The sequence below is a fragment of the Streptomyces sp. NPDC088116 genome, from assembly GCF_044741745.1.
Lineage (GTDB): Bacteria > Actinomycetota > Actinomycetes > Streptomycetales > Streptomycetaceae > Streptomyces.
In genome coordinates this window covers 179,248-196,895 of the sequence record NZ_JBIUTF010000001.1, presented here as the reverse complement: position 1 = coordinate 196,895, position 17,648 = coordinate 179,248, and the positions used below count along the sequence as shown (strand labels likewise).

16 protein-coding genes are annotated in these 17,648 nt (G+C 69.3%); 6 read left to right on the top strand and 10 right to left on the bottom strand.

Features of this window, described 5'->3' with window-relative positions; translation table 11 throughout:
• Positions 1-113: 113 nt before the first annotated feature.
• Positions 114-623 (top strand): hypothetical protein, encoded by a 510-nt coding sequence (locus ACIOJD_RS00895; protein ID WP_401907530.1) that lies wholly within the window; start codon positions 114-116, stop codon positions 621-623.
• 162 nt (positions 624-785) lie between these two features.
• On the opposite strand, the gene ACIOJD_RS00890 is transcribed toward ACIOJD_RS00895, so the two are convergent.
• Both ACIOJD_RS00890 and ACIOJD_RS00885 read right to left on the bottom strand, forming a co-directional pair.
• The gene (locus ACIOJD_RS00890) at positions 786-1,976 is read right to left on the bottom strand and encodes a glycoside hydrolase family 64 protein (protein WP_401908841.1); all 1,191 of its coding nucleotides are present in this window, start codon (positions 1,974-1,976) and stop codon (positions 786-788) included.
• A gap of 188 nt (positions 1,977-2,164) precedes the next feature.
• Positions 2,165-2,926 (bottom strand): DeoR/GlpR family DNA-binding transcription regulator, encoded by a 762-nt coding sequence (locus tag ACIOJD_RS00885; RefSeq protein ID WP_401907529.1) that lies wholly within the window; start codon positions 2,924-2,926, stop codon positions 2,165-2,167.
• 89 nt (positions 2,927-3,015) lie between these two features.
• Here ACIOJD_RS00885 and ACIOJD_RS00880 point away from each other — a divergent pair, with 89 nt between their 5' ends.
• Both ACIOJD_RS00880 and ACIOJD_RS00875 read left to right on the top strand, forming a co-directional pair.
• Entirely contained in the window at positions 3,016-4,293 is a 1,278-nt protein-coding gene (locus ACIOJD_RS00880; RefSeq protein WP_401907527.1) for an MFS transporter, read from the top strand.
• Positions 4,294-4,326: 33 nt separating this feature from the next.
• Complete coding sequence (locus tag ACIOJD_RS00875; protein WP_401908838.1) at positions 4,327-4,998, top strand: HAD-IA family hydrolase; 672 nt, start codon at positions 4,327-4,329, stop codon at positions 4,996-4,998.
• Positions 4,999-5,026: 28 nt separating this feature from the next.
• Here ACIOJD_RS00875 and bla read toward each other — a convergent pair whose 3' ends face one another.
• A complete protein-coding gene (bla, locus tag ACIOJD_RS00870) occupies positions 5,027-5,866 on the bottom strand; it encodes a class A beta-lactamase (protein WP_401908836.1) in 840 nt (279 codons plus the stop codon).
• Positions 5,867-6,123: 257 nt separating this feature from the next.
• Between bla and ACIOJD_RS00865 the strand changes: the two genes are divergently transcribed.
• The 3 genes from ACIOJD_RS00865 to ACIOJD_RS00855 all read left to right on the top strand — a co-directional run bounded on the left by ACIOJD_RS00865 (position 6,124) and on the right by ACIOJD_RS00855 (position 10,481).
• A complete protein-coding gene (locus tag ACIOJD_RS00865; RefSeq protein WP_401908834.1) occupies positions 6,124-8,478 on the top strand; it encodes a polysaccharide lyase 8 family protein in 2,355 nt (784 codons plus the stop codon).
• 153 nt (positions 8,479-8,631) lie between these two features.
• A complete protein-coding gene (locus tag ACIOJD_RS00860) occupies positions 8,632-10,215 on the top strand; it encodes an acyl-CoA carboxylase subunit beta (RefSeq protein ID WP_401907526.1) in 1,584 nt (527 codons plus the stop codon).
• A gap of 62 nt (positions 10,216-10,277) precedes the next feature.
• On the top strand, positions 10,278-10,481 hold the full coding sequence (locus ACIOJD_RS00855) for an acyl-CoA carboxylase subunit epsilon (protein ID WP_401907524.1): 204 nt from the start codon (positions 10,278-10,280) through the stop codon (positions 10,479-10,481).
• A gap of 85 nt (positions 10,482-10,566) precedes the next feature.
• Here the strand turns inward: ACIOJD_RS00855 and ACIOJD_RS00850 are convergent, their stop codons facing one another.
• The 7 genes from ACIOJD_RS00850 to ACIOJD_RS00820 all read right to left on the bottom strand — a co-directional run bounded on the left by ACIOJD_RS00850 (position 10,567) and on the right by ACIOJD_RS00820 (position 17,642).
• On the bottom strand, positions 10,567-11,148 hold the full coding sequence (locus ACIOJD_RS00850) for an ATP/GTP-binding protein (RefSeq protein WP_031229389.1): 582 nt from the start codon (positions 11,146-11,148) through the stop codon (positions 10,567-10,569).
• Positions 11,129-11,869 (bottom strand): DUF742 domain-containing protein, encoded by a 741-nt coding sequence (locus tag ACIOJD_RS00845; RefSeq protein ID WP_401907523.1) that lies wholly within the window; start codon positions 11,867-11,869, stop codon positions 11,129-11,131. The genes ACIOJD_RS00850 and ACIOJD_RS00845 overlap by 20 nt, the downstream gene beginning before the upstream one ends.
• A 92-nt stretch (positions 11,870-11,961) precedes the next feature.
• On the bottom strand, positions 11,962-12,375 hold the full coding sequence (locus tag ACIOJD_RS00840) for a roadblock/LC7 domain-containing protein (RefSeq protein ID WP_010984131.1): 414 nt from the start codon (positions 12,373-12,375) through the stop codon (positions 11,962-11,964).
• A 10-nt stretch (positions 12,376-12,385) separates the two neighbouring features.
• A complete protein-coding gene (locus tag ACIOJD_RS00835) occupies positions 12,386-15,796 on the bottom strand; it encodes a nitrate- and nitrite sensing domain-containing protein (protein ID WP_401907522.1) in 3,411 nt (1,136 codons plus the stop codon).
• A gap of 341 nt (positions 15,797-16,137) precedes the next feature.
• Entirely contained in the window at positions 16,138-16,731 is a 594-nt protein-coding gene (locus ACIOJD_RS00830; RefSeq protein ID WP_401907520.1) for a GTP-binding protein, read from the bottom strand.
• Positions 16,712-17,119 carry a DUF742 domain-containing protein gene (locus ACIOJD_RS00825; protein ID WP_401818081.1) on the bottom strand — a complete coding sequence of 136 codons (408 nt, stop codon included), beginning with the start codon at positions 17,117-17,119 and terminating at the stop codon, positions 16,712-16,714. Before ACIOJD_RS00825 ends, ACIOJD_RS00830 begins: the two co-directional genes overlap by 20 nt.
• Before the next feature lie 109 nt (positions 17,120-17,228).
• A complete protein-coding gene (locus tag ACIOJD_RS00820) occupies positions 17,229-17,642 on the bottom strand; it encodes a roadblock/LC7 domain-containing protein (protein WP_030351794.1) in 414 nt (137 codons plus the stop codon).
• Positions 17,643-17,648: the final 6 nt, after the last annotated feature.

The following is a 17,648-nucleotide window of genomic DNA, read 5'->3' as shown; positions in this document are numbered from 1 at the left end:
ACGGTCCGTGCCACGGCCCGTAAGCGCGGTCGTCGACAGTTCTCTTGTTCCGACAGTCCTTGAAGTCCTTGAAGTCCTTTGAGTACGGTCCCCACGCTGGAGGCATTCCCCCCATGAAGATCCGCTCGGCGCTCAGCGCCCTCGCCCTCGTCACGGGCGCACTCTTCGCCCCCGGATTCGGCGTCCTCAGCACGTCCACCGACGCCCAGGCAGCCACCAAGGTCACCCACGCCACGGCGACCTCGATGTTCAGCTCGTCCGGCATCACCTGGTCCTCGTCGGGCGGCTGCTCCGACCGCAACAACCCGACCTGTACCTCGTTCGACCAGCTCAACCTCGACTCGGCCAAGGGTGCGCAGACCCTGAAGAGCGCCAGCGGCTGCGCCCTCAACATCACCGGAGGTACGGAGACCGGTCACGCGGGCGGCACGTACTCGCACTGGAACGGCTACAAGATCGACTTCGCCATGGCCACCTGTGTCACCAACTACGTGAAGAACACGTTCACTTACATAGGCGTGCGTCCTGGTGACGGCGCTCCGCAGTGGCAGTCGGGCGCGGGCAACGTCTACGCGGACGAGGGCAACCACTGGGATGTGACGTTCCACAGCTGCGGCTGCTGAGGCTGTCGGTCACGCACTGCCGGGTCACGCACTGCCCGGTCACACATGTCGTCACGCATGTCGTCACACATGGAGGTGCCCCGCTCCCCCGGCTGAAAAGCTGGGGGAGCGGGGCACCTCCGTCACGTACGCACCTGCTCACGTACGCATGTACGGCGCGGGTCAGGAACCGACCGCCACCGTCCAGCGGCGCGGGTTGCCGTCGTGCGCGGCGCCCGAGACGTCCGGCTGGCCGGTCGGCTGCACGTCGTCGTACGGGAAGGCGTACCCGATCGGGGTGTTGGCGTGCAGCACCCGTGCGAAGTGGTTGGTGACCGGGTCCTTGTAGTAGTCCGCCGCCGTGGCGCCGTTCGGCTGGTCGGGGTGGGTGAGGAGCGTCGAGCGGTTGAAGGCGGCGCCGAGCCGCGCGAGCAGCCCCTTCTTGTCGTCCGAGTCGTTCGGGTTGTTGGCGAACGGCCCGCTGTTGCAGGTGAAGATGTCCATCGAGGTCGGCTTGGCGAAGGTGTGCCCACCGTTGAAGGTGAGCGTGTCGCCGCTGACCCGGCCGGTGAACACGCCCCGGCCGCCCTGGAGGTCGATCTTCAGGTCCTCGGAGCGGTACTTCTCCCAGACCTTGTCGACATAGCTGTTGAAGACGTTCTCGAACGGCTTCTCGCCGGACAGGTTCTGCGGTGAGATGACGCGCAGCACCTTTCCGTCCTCGCCGCGCAGCACCAGCTTGTCCCACGGGTGCCCGTCGACGGCCGCCTGGGCGGTGAGCCCGTCCGCGATCTTCTCCAGGGCGCCTTCGGGCAGCGGGGCGACCGTATGGGTGGCGTCCCCTTCCAGCTTGATGCCGATCGGCAGGGCCGTCACCAGGTCGACATAGCTGATGTTCGAGTAGAGCTGGTCCGAGTTGAAGGTGAACTCGGCGAACGACCAGGTGCGGCCGTAGTTGGGGTCGGACTCGGTCGCGAAGGCCGGCTCGACCAGGGAGGGCCCCGGGTTGAGCAGGAAGTCCAGCTTGTCGTCGCGTACGAAGTAGACGCGCGCGCCGAACATCTGAGGCAGCGTCAGTAGCACCGGGGCGGCACCCGCGGCATTCAGCGGGATCGCGCAGTCGACGGGCAGCGGAGTCTGCGGGGCGCCCGGCGACTCCGGCCGGTAGACGCTGCCGTCGGCGCGCAGCAGTACCCAGCTGTTGGTGGCCTGGTCGTGACCGGTGACGTAGGCGTTCACCGAACCGGGCAGCGACTTGTTCTCCAGGGCGAGTTCACACGTGGCCGGAGCCGCCGAGGCCTTGGAGCTGAGAGAGCTTCCCCAGACGGGGTACGTGAGCGCCGTCGCCGCCGCGGCGGTGCCGGACAGAAACATTCTGCGGGATATCACGGATGTTCTCCTGAGATGTGGGGGTACGCAGGCAGTGCGGTATGTGGGGGGCCGCACCTGCGTTGCCCAACACTCTTGCTACCCATGGGGATTGCGTCAAGAGTTGAGGCTGAGAGCGCTCTCAGTGATGGGTGATGTTCACAACATGACGTGAGGCGAAGGGTGTTGACGGGTCAGACGGCCTTGACGACGACGCCTGTCCTTTCGAGCGCGGTGACCTCGTCGGCGGGTGCCGTGGTGTCGGTGACGAGGGTGTGCAGGAGCGTGGTCGGGCCGACGTGGGCGTAGGCGGTGTGGCCGAGCTTGCTGCCGTCGGCGGCGACGATGACGCGGCGCGTGGAGGCGATGGCGGCCTTCTTCACGGCCGCGTCGTCGAGGTCGTAGGCGGTCAGGCCGTCGGCCGCGCTCAGGCCGCAGCAGCCCATGACGGCGGTGTCGAAGCGCAGTGCCGCCAGGGACGCGAGGGTGAGGGGGCCGGTGAGCGCTCCCTCGGCGGCCCGGGGCTGCCCGCCGGGCACCATCAGCGTGGCCCGGCCGGGGCCCTCGCCGAGTACATGGATGGCTTGCAAGGACAGGGGCATCACGGTGACCGGCCGTCGGCGCAGCAGGTGGGCGATCTCCAGACAGGTGGTGCCGCTGTCGAGCAGGACGGTCTCGCCGTCGGCGACGAGCGAGGACACCTCGGCCGCGATGCGGCGCTTGGCGTCGACGGCCTCGTGAGTGCGCAGGGCGAAGGGCGGTTCGTCGCCCCTGAGCAGCAGTGTGCGCGCCCCGCCGCGGACGCGCTCCAGGACGCCTTGCGCGGCCAGCGTGTCGAGGTCGCGCCGGATGGTCATCTCGGAGGCGCCGGTCAGTTCTGCGAGTTCCTGGACCGTGACTCTTCCCGACTCCCTGACGGCCTGCGCGATCATCCCGTGCCGGTCTGCGTGGCTCATACCGCGATTGAACACCACCCGAAACGAACACTCAATGTGTGCGAAACGACAATATTCAATCGATCTACATGTTCGTTACGGTGGATGTCATGAGCGATTCGCTTCGATCCGCCCGTGCGGCGACCTTTGTCTACTTCATCCTCTGCGGCACTGTGATGGGTACCTGGGTGGTGAACATCCCCGCCATCGAGGAGCGCGTGGGCATCAGCCACGCGACGCTCGGCGGACTGCTGGTGCTGCTGGGGCTGGGGGCCTTCATCGGTATGCAGGTGGCCGGGCGGCTGACCGACCGTCTCGGTGCACGCGTGGTCGTCCCCGCCACCGGTGTGCTGTGCAGCGCGGCCCTGGTGCTGCCCGGCTTTTCGCTGGAGCCGTGGACGCTGGCAGGCGCCCTGCTGGTCTTCGGTTTCTGCAACGGCTGCCTGGACGTGAGCATGAACGCCCACGCCGTGCACGTGGAGAAGGCGTACGGCCGCCCCGTCATGTCCGCCTTCCACGCCACGTTCTCGGTCGGTGGTGTCCTCGCCGCACTCGTCGGAGCGGCCACGGCGAGCGCGGACCTGAGCCCGGTCGTGGGCATGGCCGCGGTGGGAGCCCTGGGTGTCGTGATCGCCCTGGTGTCGGGACGCGCCCTGCTGCCGGCCGCACCCACCGCTGCCGACACCGACACCGGCTCTGCTGCCGACACCGGCTCCACGGGGGAGGCCGAAGGCTTCGCGGGTGCGGCCGAAGGTCTCGCGGGTGCGGCCGGGCAAGCGCCGGCCGCCGGGGGCCGGGGCACCAATGGGCGTGTCTGGATCCTCGCCGTCCTGGCTCTGATGGTCATGCTGTGCGAGGGCGCCGCCAACGACTGGAGCGCGCTTCAGCTGAAGGACACCCTCGGCGCACCCGCGAGCGTCGCCGCCTTCGCGTACGGCACCTTCGCGGCGACCATGACCATCGGCCGGCTGCTCGCGGACCGCCTCGTCGCCCGGTTCGGGTCCATGCCGATCCTGCGCTACGGCGCGGCGACGGCCGCCGTCGGCATCACGGTCGTGGCCGTCTCCCCGTGGGTATGGGCCGCGTTCGCCGGGTGGGCGCTGTTCGGTCTGGGGCTGTCCGGCTGTGTCCCGCAGTTGTTCAGCGCGGCCGGGCACGCCGACTCCTCCGCCGCGGGGGCCAATGTCTCCCGCGTCGCCGGGCTCGGCTACGTCGGCATGCTCGCCGGCCCGGCCGTCATCGGCTGGCTGACCCACATCGTCGCCCTGAACCACGCCTTCGTACTGCTGACCCTGCTGTGTGCGATCACCGCTGTGGCCGCCGGGATCCTGCGCACCGGATCCGACCGCACGCCCGAGATGGCGACGCGCCCGCTGAACGCCCCTTGAGACAGGGAGGAACCCACGACGATGTCCACCGAGATATCCACCGACCGCAGCATCGTGCTGTTCGACCTCTTCGGGGTCATCGCCCGCCACCAACGCCCGGGTGCCCTGGAGAAGATGGCCGCCCGCGCTCACGCGCCCACCGAAGCATTCACCACGGCCTACTGGGCCTGCCGTCCGCCCTACGACGCCGGTCAGCAGTCCGCGCCCGAGTACTGGACCGCGGTACTGCGATGGCTGTCCGTGCCCGTCGACGCCGGCACGATCGAGGAGTTGCGCCTCACCGACATCGACAGCTGGTCACGCGTCGACGGTTCGATGGTCGCCTACGTCCAGTCACTCCGCGACGTCGCCGAGGTCGCGCTGCTGTCCAACATCCCCTCGGACCACGCGGACGCCTTCCTCGCCGCGCAGCCCTGGCTGCACGACCTGGACCACGTGGCCTTCTCCGGAAAGATCGGAGCGGCGAAGCCCGCGACGGCGGCCTTCCACCACTGCGTCGTCGCCATGCGGGCTGCCCCCGCCGACTTCCTCTTCGTCGACGACCGCGCGGAGAACGTACGCGCCGCACGGGCCACCGGTATGAACGGACACGTCTTCACCGGCCGCGACGAGCTGGCAGCCGTCATCGACACCTGGCTGACGACGGGACGCGGATCTCGTACCAGAAGTCCCATGAGACGGGACTCCCGGTACGAGACTCAGTGACGATCGCGGCGCACGGGGCCGGGGCGCGTCAGGTGAGTTCCGCCGCCACCAGCTCGGCGACCTTGGCGACCATCGGGTTGTCCGTCGGCCCTTCGGCGGCGTGCTTGGTCGTCAGCACGCTCAGCACCAGGGGCGCCCTGTCCGGAGGCCAGACGACGCCCACGTCGTTGGCGACGCCGTACTGGCTGCCGCCGCCCGTCTTGTCGGCCAGGATCCAGTCGGCGGGAAGACCGGCCCGGAAACGCTCGGTGTTGGTCGAGTTGGCGACCAGCCAGCGGGTCAGCCGCTCCCGGTCCTGCGCCGGGAGAGCGTCACCGAGTACGAGCCGCCCGTAGGTCCGCCCGATGGCGAGGGGGCTGGTGACGTCGGTCTTCCGCCACGGCTCCGCCGTGTTCAGCTCGGGCTCCCACCGGTCGAGGCGGGTGACCGGGTCGCCCAGCGACCGGCTGAAACGGGTGATCGCGGTGGGCCCGCCCAGCTCGCGGAGCAGCAGGTTTCCCGCCCCGTTGTCGCTGTGGGAGACGGTGGCGGAGCACAGCTCCTCGACCGTCATGCCGTTGGCGATGTTCTCGGGCTTGCCGGTCTCCGGGACGTGACCGATGTCGGTGACGTACTCCTTCGTGTACCGGATCCGCTTGGCGAGGAACTCGCCGTTCCGGTCGAGGTCCCGCAGGACGGCAGCCGCTGCGAGCGTCTTGAACACCGAGCAGATCGGAAAGAGTTCGTCCGCGCGGTACGCCACGGTCCGGCCCGTGGCCGTGTCGCGGGCGAACACCCCGATGCGCGCGGCGTACTTGGCCTCGAGGTCGCTCAGCTGCCGGGAGATCTCCCCGCCGCCCGACGCCACGGCGTATGCAGCCGAGGGCATCGCTGTCGCCAGTAACGCCCCGGCGCCGAGGGCCAGTACCGCACGGCGGGAAGAGGGTCTTGTGGGTTGCACGATCGTGTTTCTCCTTGCACCTGAGGACAGAACACTTGTTCAGACTGTTGGGGGTGATCGGATGGTTCCCGCCGTCCGCGATCTCCGGCCGCCCTCGAATCCTGTTGAGGACCCGGTACGGGCGTGCTACACCAACGGGTAGCCGCTCCGCACCACTTCCGCTTCCGGAGGCTCCCGTGTCGCTGCTGTCCGCCTGGACCCGTCGTGCCCTTCTGATCGCGGCCGGAGCGGGATCCGTCCTGTTGGCCCTGCCTCGCCCGGCCGCCGCGAAGGCGCGATCCGCCGACGAGTTCGAGGCGTTACGGCTGCGCTGGGTCGACCTCCAGCTCGGCAGCGGCTACGACCCGGCCGCCGCGCCCTACGCCGCCCGGCTCGCGCAGACCGGTGAACTCGCCGCGCGATTCCGGCAGTCGATGGCCCCGGCCGACACCTCCCTCTGGCCCGACCGGCCGTACGACCCGCCGTCCGGCATCACCCAGAGCTACAGCAGACTCTGGACCATGACCCAGGCCTTCGCCCAGCCGGGCACCGGCCTCACCGGCGACGAGACGCTCCTCGCGGCCGTCGTCCGGGGGCTCGACCATCTCTCCGCGACGGTCTACCGGCCCGCCACCACCCCGTACGGCAACTGGTGGGAGTGGCAGATCGGCAGCCCCCGGCTCCTCATGGACATCGTCGCCGTCCTGTACGAGCACCTCACCGCCGAGCAGCGGGCCGCCGCGGCAGCAGCCGTCGACCACTTCATCCCCGACACCGCGCTCACCGACTACTCCGGCACCAGCACCGGCGCCAACCGCGTCGACCTCTGCCGTTCCGTCACCCTGCGGGGCATCATCGGCGCGGCCCCCGCGAAGATCGCGCTCGCCCGTGACGCGCTGTCGCCCGTGTTCCCGTACGTCACGAGGGGCGACGGCCTCTACGCCGACGGCTCGTTCGTCCAGCACACCTGGGTGCCGTACTCCGGTACGTACGGCCAGGTCATGCTGGACGGCCTCGGGCGGCTCTTCACCCTGCTCGCCGGTTCCACCTGGGCCGTCACCGACCCGAACCGGCAGATCGTCCTCGACAGCGTGGAGCATGCCTACGCCCCGCTGATCTTCAACGGTCTGATGATGGACAGCGTCAACGGCCGTGCCGTCAGCCGCGGTTACCTCGCGAGCGACGAGCGCCGGGTGATGCGCAGCGACCACTTCCACGGCCAGGAGCTGATCGCGGCCATCCCGCTGCTCGCGGGCGGGGCGTCCGCCGCCGAGCGCGAGCGCTGGACCGCGCTCGTCAAGGGCTGGATCGAACGGGACACCGTGGCGCCGATCCTCACCGCCCGGCAGTTCGGTGTCGCGGACCTCGCCCGGCTGGCCGCCGTCGCCGCCTCCGGGGTGCCCGCCGCCCCCGAACCGGCCGGCCACCGGCTGTTCGCCTCGATGGACCGGGCCGTGCACCGGGGGAGCGGCGGCTGGGCCGCCAACATCGCCATGGCCTCGGACCGGATCACGTACTACGAGTGCGGCGGCGGCGAGCATCCGCGCGGCTGGCACACCGGAGCCGGAATGCTCTACTGGTGGGGCGCGCGGCAGGGCAACGACCAGTACACGGACTGGTTCTGGCCCACGGTCGACCCGTACCGGCTGCCGGGCACGACCGTCTCCACGAAGCGGCTCGCGGACCGGGCGGGCGGCGAGTGGGGCGAACCCAAGCCCGCCGTACGGTGGGTCGGCGGCGCGACCGACGGGCGGTTCGCGGTCGTCGGAGCGCACCTCAAGGGGCTCGGCTCCACCCTCGAAGCGCGAAAGTCCTGGTTCTGCGCCGACGACGCCGTCGTCTGCCTGGGCGCGGGGATCACGAGCACGGACGGGGTGCCGGTCGAGACGGTCGTGGACAACCGCAACCTGGGGGAGTCCACCGGCACCGCCGGCCCCGGAGACTTCACCCTCGACCACGGGCCGCGCCCCCGCTGGGCGCACCTGGAGGGCCACGGCGGCTGGGTCCTCCCCGGGGGCGCGCCCCTGCGGACGCTCGCCGAGGACCGGACCGGCGCCTGGCACGACATCAACACCGGAGGCTCCACCGAGCGGCGCACCCGCCGCTACCGCACCCTCTGGCTGGACCACGGCACCGATCCGGTGGACGCCTCCTACGTCTACCTGCTGATGCCCGGAGCCTCCCGGCGTACGCTCGCGGCCCGCGCGGACGACCGCCACTGGCTGGAGATCCTCGCCAACACGTCCGCCTGCCAGGCCGTGGAGATTCGCTCCCTCGGCTGTACCGCCGCGAACTTCTGGGAATCCGGTACGGCGGGACCGCTCACCGCGAGCGCACCCGCGAGCGTGCTCGTCACCGTCCGGGGCCGGACCGCGACGCTGCGGGTGAGCGACCCCACCCGGTCGGGCCGGCCGTTCGAGATCGCCTGGAGCCGCCGGGTGCGGGCCGTCACCGCACTGGACCCGTCCGTCGAGGTGGTCGATGCGGGCCGTACGGTGCGGCTGAGGATCAGTCCGTCAGTGGCCGGCGCCACTCATGGCTGCACGGTGTCGTTGCGCTGAAGTCTAGGGGGATCCCCACAAATGGCAGGGGTACGTTGCTGTTCGGGAACCCCGCATCGGGCAGGGTTCTGTCCAGGCCCACCAGGAATACCGCCGGGAGACTGTGTGGAGTCGACGGCGCGCTTTCCTTGGTGATGTTCGTAGGGTTGGGACATGACCGTAGTGGACGAGACTTCGAGCGAGCCCGCAGACGCCAGGGGCCGTGTGGCCGAATTGCACGCCCTGCGTGAGCAGGCCCGCCGAGGGCCCAGCGACCGCGCGACCGAGGCGCAGCGAGCGAAGGGCAAGCTGACCGCCCGCGAGCGCATCGAGCTGTTGCTCGACGAGGGCTCGTTCAAGGAGGTCGAGCAGCTGCGCAGGCACCGCGCGACCGGCTTCGGCCTGGAGGCCAAGAAGCCGTACACGGACGGTGTCATCACCGGCTGGGGCACCGTCGAGGGCCGGACGGTCTTCGTGTACGCGCACGACTTCCGGATCTTCGGCGGCGCCCTCGGCGAGGCCCACGCCACCAAGATCCACAAGATCATGGACATGGCCATCTCGGCCGGTGCCCCGCTGGTCTCGCTGAACGACGGCGCCGGCGCCCGTATCCAGGAGGGCGTCTCCGCGCTCGCCGGTTACGGCGGGATCTTCCAGCGCAACACCCGCGCCTCCGGTGTCATCCCGCAGATCAGCGTGATGCTCGGCCCGTGCGCGGGCGGCGCCGCCTACAGCCCGGCGCTCACGGACTTCGTGTTCATGGTCCGCGAGACGTCGCAGATGTTCATCACCGGCCCCGACGTGGTCAAGGCCGTCACCGGTGAGGAGATCACCCAGAACGGGCTCGGTGGCGCCGATGTGCACGCCGAGACCTCGGGCGTCGCGCACTTCGCGTACGACGACGAGGAGACCTGCATCGCCGAGGTGCGCTACCTCCTGTCGATGCTGCCGCAGAACAACCGCGAGAACCCGCCCACGGTCCCCTCCGAGGACCCGGCGGACCGCCGCTCCGAGGCCCTGCTCGACCTGGTGCCCGCGGACGGCAACCGCCCGTACGACATGCACAAGGTGATCGAGGAGCTCGTCGACGACGGCGACTTCCTGGAGGTCCACGAGCGCTGGGCCCGCAACATCATCTGCGCCATGGCCCGGCTCGACGGCCAGGTCATCGGCATCGTCGCCAACCAGCCGCAGTCCCTCGCCGGGGTCCTGGACATCGAAGCGTCCGAGAAGGCCGCACGCTTTGTCCAGATGTGTGATGCTTTCAATATCCCGATCGTCACGCTGCTGGACGTTCCCGGCTTCCTGCCGGGCGTCGACCAGGAGCACGGCGGCATCATCCGGCACGGCGCCAAGCTGCTGTACGCCTACTGCAACGCCACCGTGCCCCGGATCTCGTTGATCCTGCGCAAGGCGTACGGAGGCGCGTACATCGTCATGGACTCCCAGTCCATCGGTGCCGACCTCACCTATGCCTGGCCCACCAACGAGATCGCGGTGATGGGCGCCGAGGGTGCCGCCAACGTCATCTTCCGCAAGCAGATCGCCGAGGCCGAGGACTCCGACGCCATGCGCGCCCGCATGGTCAAGGAGTACAAGGCCGAGCTGATGCATCCCTACTACGCGGCCGAGCGCGGCCTGGTCGACGACGTCATCGACCCCACCGAGACCCGCGAGGTCCTCGCCGGGGCGCTGGCCATGCTCCGTACCAAGCACGCCGACCTGCCGTCCCGCAAGCACGGCAACCCGCCGCAGTGATCCAGCGCCCTTCGGGCGAGCAGCCACCGACCATCGGGCGAGAAGACGGAGACACGACTTCCATGAGCGATCCCACCAAAGAATCCCTGCTCCGCGTCGAGAAGGGCCACGCCGGCCCCGAGGAGCTCGCGGCGATCACCGCCATCCTGATGGCCCGCGCCGCGTCCCAGCCCGAGGCCCCGGCGCACCGCGGCCGCTCCACGGCCGGCTGGCGCCGCCTGGAGCGCACCCCCGGTTTCCGCGCCCCGCACAGCTGGCAGGGCTGAGCACGCTCACCGCTCCCCCCCCCGCACCGCATACGACGGCCCCCGCACTCCTTCGAGTGCGGGGGCCGTCGCATGGGGCGGTGTACTACCGCAGTCGTGCCATGAGTGCGTGTTCGACGAGGGTGATGAGTCCGCTTTTGGCGTCGGCGCGGTGGCGGGCGTCGGTGGTGATGATGGGGGTGTCGGGGCCGATCTGGAGTGCTTCGCGTACTTCGTCGGGGGTGTAGGGCTGGTGTCCGTCGAAGCCGTTGAGGGCGATGACGAAGGGGAGTCCTGAGTTTTCGAAGTAGTCGACGGCGGGGAAGCAGTCGGCGAGGCGGCGGGTGTCGACGAGGACGACGGCGCCGATGGCGCCGCGTACGAGGTCGTCCCACATGAACCAGAAGCGGTCCTGTCCGGGGGTGCCGAACAGGTAGAGGATGAGGTCTTGGTCGAGGGTGATGCGGCCGAAGTCCATGGCCACGGTGGTGGTGGTCTTGTCTCCGGTGTGGGTGAGGTCGTCGATGCCGGCGGATGCGCTGGTCATGACGGCTTCGGTACGCAGCGGGTTGATCTCCGAGACGGCGCCGACGAACGTGGTCTTGCCCACGCCGAAGCCGCCCGCCACCACGATCTTCGCGCTGGTGGTTGAGCGGGCCGCACCGCCGCTAGAGCTTGCGAAGTCCACTGAGCACCCTTTCGAGCAGTGTCACGTCTGGCTGACCCCCGACGGTCTCGTCGCCGCCGGGCTGATGGATGGCGACGAGGCCCGCCTCCGCCAGGTCGGCTACGAGGATCCGGGCCACGCCGAGAGGAATGGAGAGGAGCGCCGAGATCTCGGCGACCGATTTGATCTCAAAACACAATTGGCAGATCCGCTGATGCTCGGGCAACTGCCCTTGCAGCTGGGACGGATCCGCCGTCGTACTGACCAGCGCCTCGATGGCGAGCTGGTACCGCGGCCGGGTCCGGCCGCCGGTCATCGCGTACGGGCGCACCAACGGGTTGTGCGCGCCCATGGACGGAGCGGGTTCCACATGCTTCGGCGGCACCGGCTGGATGCGGGGCTGCCGAGGCTGCTCGTACGGCTGCTGCCGCGCCGGTTCCTCGTACGGCTGCCGCTGCGGGGTGCGCTGCGGCGGTTCCTCGTACGGCTGCCGCTGCTGCGGCTGCTCGTACGGTTGTTGCTGTTGCTGTTGCTGTTGCTGCTGGGGCGGGCGGTAGGGCTGTTGTCGCGGGCTCCGGCCGTCGCTCTGCCCGCCCTGCCCGTCCCGACCTCCCTGGCCGTCCTTTCCGCCCAGGCCGCTCTGCCTGCTCGGCGTGGAGGGAAAGTTGAAACGGTTCCGAGCATGACCACTCGGGGACTGCGGGCCACCGTCATAGGGGTGTCCGCCTGGGGGTGTAGCCACGTGTCCTCCTCCGACTGCCGGTCGCCGGTCCATGTCCCTCTAGGCCGCGCCACCGCACCTTAATGGTGCGGTGGCGGAACGTGCACTGTCTGTCAGTTCAGCAGACTTCCCTGGAGTTCGGCACGCAGGTCCGGAGTGAGGACCGTGCCCGCGCGGTCGACCAGAAGCGCCATCTCGTAGCCCACCAGGCCGATATCGGCCTCGGGGTGGGCGAGTACGGCCAGCGACGAGCCGTCGGAGATGGACATGAGGAAGAGGAAACCGCGCTCCATCTCGACGACGGTCTGGTTGACCGCGCCGCCCTCGAAGATCCGGGACGCCCCCGCGGTCAGCGAGGTCAGACCGGAAGCCACGGCCGCGAGTTGGTCGGCGCGATCGCGGGGGAAACCTTCGGACATGGCCAGCAGGAGTCCGTCGGCGGAGACCACCACTGTGTGGGACACCCCAGGGGTGTTGTCCACGAAGTTGGTGATCAACCAGTTCAGATTCTGCGCCGCCTGGCTCATCGGGCTCACACTAACGCTCCTGGTTGTAGGTACTGCCGGGGCCCTGGCCCGGTCCGTTCGTGTCCGATCCCGCGTTGCGTCCCCGCTGGACACCGCGCCGCAGGTTGCTCAACCTGCCGCGGATGTCCTCCGGGGCGCGGGAAACCTGAGGTCCACTCTGCGTGGTCTGCTCCGCCGCTCCCTCGACCAGATTGGCCTTGGGCACGCGACGGGGGAGACCGGACGAGGTGATCCCGCCGGCTTTGGGCTCACGGAGCTTCTCGGCCCGCTGAAAGCGATCGTCGTTCATCGATCGCCAGTCCTCGGAACCGGCCGCCCCGATCTGCCCGTTGCTCTGCCCGTTGTCCTGACCATTGTCACGGTTGACGGCCTGGCCGTTGACCAGGCCGCCGAGGCCGTTGATCCGGTCGTCGCTCCGGTCGTTGTCCTGATCACCACCGCTGCTGTGGCCGTTGCCGCCGTTTCCATTGTCCAGGCCGGTGCTCAGGCCGTTCAACTGGGTCGGTACGGACGGCCCGTTGGCCTGACCGGTGGGCTGCCACTGCTGAGGCGGCTGGCTGCCGCCACGGCGCGGCAGGCCCGCATCCGTCAATGCGTGGCTGGCGCTCGGGGAGGGACCCGGACGGTCGAAGCCTACGCGTTCCTGAGCGATCTCGGGAGCGCGCGGTGAAGATTCCGGTTCCGTTCGCCGCTCGGTCTCTTGAGTGCTCTGGTATGCACCTTGACCGGCCCAGTCGTCCTGGTGGGTCTGGGGAGCGAAGGCGTTCTCGTACGATCCGCCGGTGCCCTGCGAAGCCGGGAAGGGGGCTTCCGTATAAGGCTGCCCCTGGGGCCCCTGATACGCGTCGGACTGCTGGTGCTCCGCGGGCGCGCGGTACTCGTCGAACGAAGCCGTCGCGTGGTCCGTGCCGTGCCCCGCTCCGTTGCCCCCGGTGAAGTCCGGCCCGGTCGGGAATCCCGCGTCGTACGCCATGTCCTGAGGCGTGAACCGGTCATCGGCTCCGCCGCGGTACCGGCCATCGACCTGATCGCTGTAGAGCGGCTGTGCGCCCTCCGGCGAGGTCCCCTGCGCGGCCTGCGGGCCCTCGCCCGCGAGCGAGCGGTTGACCGTGTTCGGCGTGAGAGCACCATCGGCCGCCGGCTCGTCGTAACGCGAGTCGTCGAACCCCAGCTCCGCGGCGGTCTTCGGGGTGCTCGGCCGGAAGACCCGCTCCGCCACCGGGGCCGTCTCGTCGAGGATCATCTGCGAGACCGCGAAGTCCTCGGACGGCGCCGCCTGCGCGCCACCGCCGTGCGTGATCGCGTCGGGGAGCATGACCAGCGAGGTCGTGCCGGCCTGCTCGCCGGAGGGGCGCAGCTGGACCCGGATGCCGTGCCGGTCGGAGAGCCGGCCGACCACGAACAGGCCCATGCGCTGCGAGACGGAGGCGTCCACGGTCGGCGGGTTGGCCAGCTTGTGGTTGATGTCCGCGAAGTCCTCGGCGGTGAGGCCGATGCCCTTGTCGTGGATCTCGATCATCACGCGGCCGTCGGGCAGCCGGGTCGCGGTGACCCGGACCTTGGTCTGCGGCGAGGAGAACGTGGTGGCGTTCTCCAGCAACTCGGCCAGCAGATGCACCAGGTCGGTCACGGCCTGGCCGTGGATCTCGCTCTCGGGGACGCCGGACAGCTCGATGCGCTCGTACGACTCGACCTCGGAGGAGGCGGCACGCAGGACGTCCACGAGCGGCACCGGCTCGTTCCAGCGGCGGCCCGGCTCCTCACCGGCGAGGACGAGAAGGTTCTCGCCGTTGCGGCGCATACGGGTCGCCAGGTGGTCCAGCTTGAAGAGGTTCTCCAGCTGGTCCGGGTCGCCCTCGTTGTTCTCCAGGTCGGAGATCAGGGTCAACTGGCCCTCGATCAGCGACTGGTTGCGGCGCGAGAGGTTGGTGAAGATCGCGTTCACGTTGCCGCGGAGCATGGCTTGCTCGGCCGCGAGCCGGACCGCCTCGCGGTGGACCTGGTCGAAGGCGCGGGCGACCTCGCCGATCTCGTCACGCGAATCGATCGGGATCGGCTGCACCCGGGTGTCGACCCGGCCGGGCTCGGTCCGCGAGAGCTGGTCGACCAGCATCGGCAGCCGCTGCTCGGCGATGCCGAACGCGGCCGTACGCAGCGAGCGCATCGAGCGGCTCATCTGCCGGGCGACCATCCCGGCCAGGACGAAGGCGGCGAGCAGGGCGACCAGCACGATGGCGCCGTTGGTGATGGCGTCGTTCCTGGCGTTGTCCGAGATCTGGGCCGCGTCGGTCACGGCCCGGTCGACGAGATCCTTCTCGATGACCGTGTAGCCGTCGAACTTGGCGGTGGCGGCGGCCATCCAGGTCTCGGGCGTGACACCGCGCTGAGCCAGCTGCTCGGGGCTGTCACCGCTCGCGATGGCGGCGACCATGCCCTCGAAGACGGAGCCTTCCTGCGTCGGCGGCGGTGTGAAGTCCTGGCCGGCTGCCGCGGCCTGCTGCTCGGCGGCGGCGAGCTTCTTGGCTCCCTCGGCCGCCTGCCGCTTCATGACGTCCTGGAGCTTGACCGTGTCCGCCTCCGTACCGCCGGAGACGTACTCGGCGATGGAGATGTCCTCCAGGTAGGCGTACGAGGAGAAGGCGATCGTCTGGCCCCGCCTGACGTCCTCCTTCTGGCTCGGCCTGACCAGCAGATGCGTCCCGATGGAGCGCTGGAGCGACCCGGCGGCCTTGGCCAGCTGGATCGCGTAGACCGTACGGCCGTAGCTGGTGATGTTGCCGACGCCCAGGCTCAGTTCGTTGGCGAATTCCATGAGGGAGTGCTGGATCAGCACATAGCCCTCCTCGGTCGCCACCGGACCGCCGTTGTTGTCCGTCTTGTCCGGGGTCTCGACGCCCGCGGTGTACGCGGTCTTGCGGATGTCCGCCAGCTTGGGCTCTTCGCTGCGGAACAGGCTCAGACGCCGCTCCAGGCCCCGGTTCGGCGGCATGTCCCGCACGGCGACGTCGAACTTCTCCTTCGCGGCGTCGGTGGCCGCGCGGGCCTGGACGACGACCGGCGCGTCGCGCTTGTTGGTCAGCAGCGACTGAGCGGTGAGGTCACGCTCGTTGAGTACGGCCTGGGCGTACTCCGAGGCGGCCCGTACGACGAGCGCCGTCCCCTCGGCGTCCTGGGCGTCCTGCCAGGTGTCGAGGGAGGCCTTGACCTGAAAGCCGCCCATCACCAGACCGACGATCGCGGGTATCAGGAGAATGGCGTTGAGCTTGGTGGGTACCCGCCAGTTGCGCGGGGAGAACCGGCTGGCGCTACCGGTCTTCGCGGGCGAGCCTGCCTCGGACGCATGAGGCGCCGCCGCGCGCTGGGGCGGGGTGAAGTTGCCCCGCGCCTGTTGCTCCGCGGAGCTGTTCTTGCTTCGCCTCACTCGACCAACAACCTCTCGGCGTCGGCACCTACGCTGTGCCGTGTTTTTTTCTCTCAGGGCCGTGCTATTCGGGGTTGTCGAATTCCAGCACGGGGAAGGGTCCGGCTCCAAACAGCTGGAACAAGCCATTCCGAGTGGTACAGGCCTCACGTAAAACGGGCATAAAGAGCGAGCCCCGCCAAAAGGCGGGGCCGATGTGAGCGCAGCGGCACCGGACGAGTGCGTCGTGTGTCCGGAGACGGTGAATTCTCTGTCGAAATGTTATGAACACGGAGGCGGGCTGTGTCAAAGGACATAGCCCGCCTCCGGCCTCGGCTACGGCAACTTCCGTAGGTGTACGACTACTTGAGCCGTGCCATGAGTGCGTGTTCGACGAGGGTGATGAGTCCGCTTTTGGCGTCGGCGCGGTGGCGGGCGTCGGTGGTGATGATGGGGGTGTCGGGGCCGATCTGGAGTGCTTCGCGTACTTCGTCGGGGGTGTAGGGCTGGTGTCCGTCGAAGCCGTTGAGGGCGATGACGAAGGGGAGTCCTGAGTTTTCGAAGTAGTCGACGGCGGGGAAGCAGTCGGCGAGGCGGCGGGTGTCGACGAGGACGACGGCGCCGATGGCGCCGCGTACGAGGTCGTCCCACATGAACCAGAAGCGGTCCTGTCCGGGGGTGCCGAACAGGTAGAGGATGAGGTCTTGGTCGAGGGTGATGCGGCCGAAGTCCATGGCCACGGTGGTGGTGGTCTTGTCTCCGGTGTGGGTGAGGTCGTCGATGCCGGCGGATGCGCTGGTCATGACGGCTTCGGTACGCAGCGGGTTGATCTCCGAGACGGCGCCGACGAACGTGGTCTTGCCCACGCCGAAGCCGCCCGCCACCACGATCTTCGCGCTGGTGGTCGATCGGGCCGCACCCGCGCCCGCACCGCCGCTAGAGCTTGCGAAGTCCACTGAGCACCCTTTCGAGCAGTGTCACATCCGGCGTGCCGCCGGCCTCTCCGTTGCCGGGCTGGTGAATGGCCACCATGCCGGCCTCCGCCAGGTCCGCCACCAGAATGCGCGCGACACCGAGCGGCATGGTCAGCAGTGCCGACACCTCCGCCACCGATTTCACCTCACGGCACAGGTGGCAGATGCGCTGGTGCTCGGGGAGCAGGGTGGCGAGATGGGCCGGATCCGCTGTCGTACTGACCAGCGCCTCGATGGCGAGCTGGTACCGCGGCCGGGTCCGGCCGCCGGTCATGGCGTACGGACGTACCAGCGGCTGGTCGCCTTCAGGGCCGTAGGACGCGTCTATCGAGGCGCCGTACGGATCGTGAGAGGCGGGTGGCGGGGTCATGAATCCTCCGGGCGTGACAGCAAGATGTCTGCGTGCCGTCTGACTTGGCCGGTGGGGGGCCGGTTGGGCGGCCTGACGGTTGTTGAGCTGGGATTGATCCTGGGAATCCTCAGTGCAGCAGACTTCCCTGGAGCTCGGCGCGCAGGTCCGGAGTGAGGACCGTGCCCGCGCGGTCGACCAGAAGGGCCATTTCGTACCCCACCAGGCCGATGTCGCACTCGGGGTGGGCGAGTACGGCCAGGGACGAACCGTCGGAGACGGACATCAGGAAGAGGAAGCCGCGCTCCATCTCCACCACGGTCTGGTTGACCGGGCCGCCTTCGAAAATCCGGGATGCCCCCGCGGTCAGCGAGGTCAGACCGGACGCCACGGCCGCGAGCTGATCGGCGCGGTCGCGGGGGAAGCCCTCGGACATGGCCAGCAGAAGTCCGTCTGCGGAGACCACCACCGTGTGGGACACCCCAGGGGTGTTGTCCACGAAATTGGTGATCAACCAGTTCAGATTCTGCGCAGCCTGACTCATCGGACT

Coding starts and splice junctions, on each gene's coding strand:
- bla (WP_401908836.1), bottom strand. CDS start 5,866: ATGCCCTCGGCTGCATACGCCGTGGCGTCGGGCGGCGGGGAGATCTCC.
- ACIOJD_RS00890 (WP_401908841.1), bottom strand. CDS start 1,976: ATGTTTCTGTCCGGCACCGCCGCGGCGGCGACGGCGCTCACGTACCCC.
- ACIOJD_RS00885 (WP_401907529.1), bottom strand. CDS start 2,926: ATGAGCCACGCAGACCGGCACGGGATGATCGCGCAGGCCGTCAGGGAG.
- ACIOJD_RS00880 (WP_401907527.1), top strand. CDS start 3,016: ATGAGCGATTCGCTTCGATCCGCCCGTGCGGCGACCTTTGTCTACTTC.
- ACIOJD_RS00855 (WP_401907524.1), top strand. CDS start 10,278: ATGAGCGATCCCACCAAAGAATCCCTGCTCCGCGTCGAGAAGGGCCAC.
- ACIOJD_RS00895 (WP_401907530.1), top strand. CDS start 114: ATGAAGATCCGCTCGGCGCTCAGCGCCCTCGCCCTCGTCACGGGCGCA.
- ACIOJD_RS00820 (WP_030351794.1), bottom strand. CDS start 17,642: ATGAGTCAGGCTGCGCAGAATCTGAACTGGTTGATCACCAATTTCGTG.
- ACIOJD_RS00860 (WP_401907526.1), top strand. CDS start 8,632: ATGACCGTAGTGGACGAGACTTCGAGCGAGCCCGCAGACGCCAGGGGC.
- ACIOJD_RS00825 (WP_401818081.1), bottom strand. CDS start 17,119: ATGACCCCGCCACCCGCCTCTCACGATCCGTACGGCGCCTCGATAGAC.
- ACIOJD_RS00840 (WP_010984131.1), bottom strand. CDS start 12,375: ATGAGCCAGGCGGCGCAGAATCTGAACTGGTTGATCACCAACTTCGTG.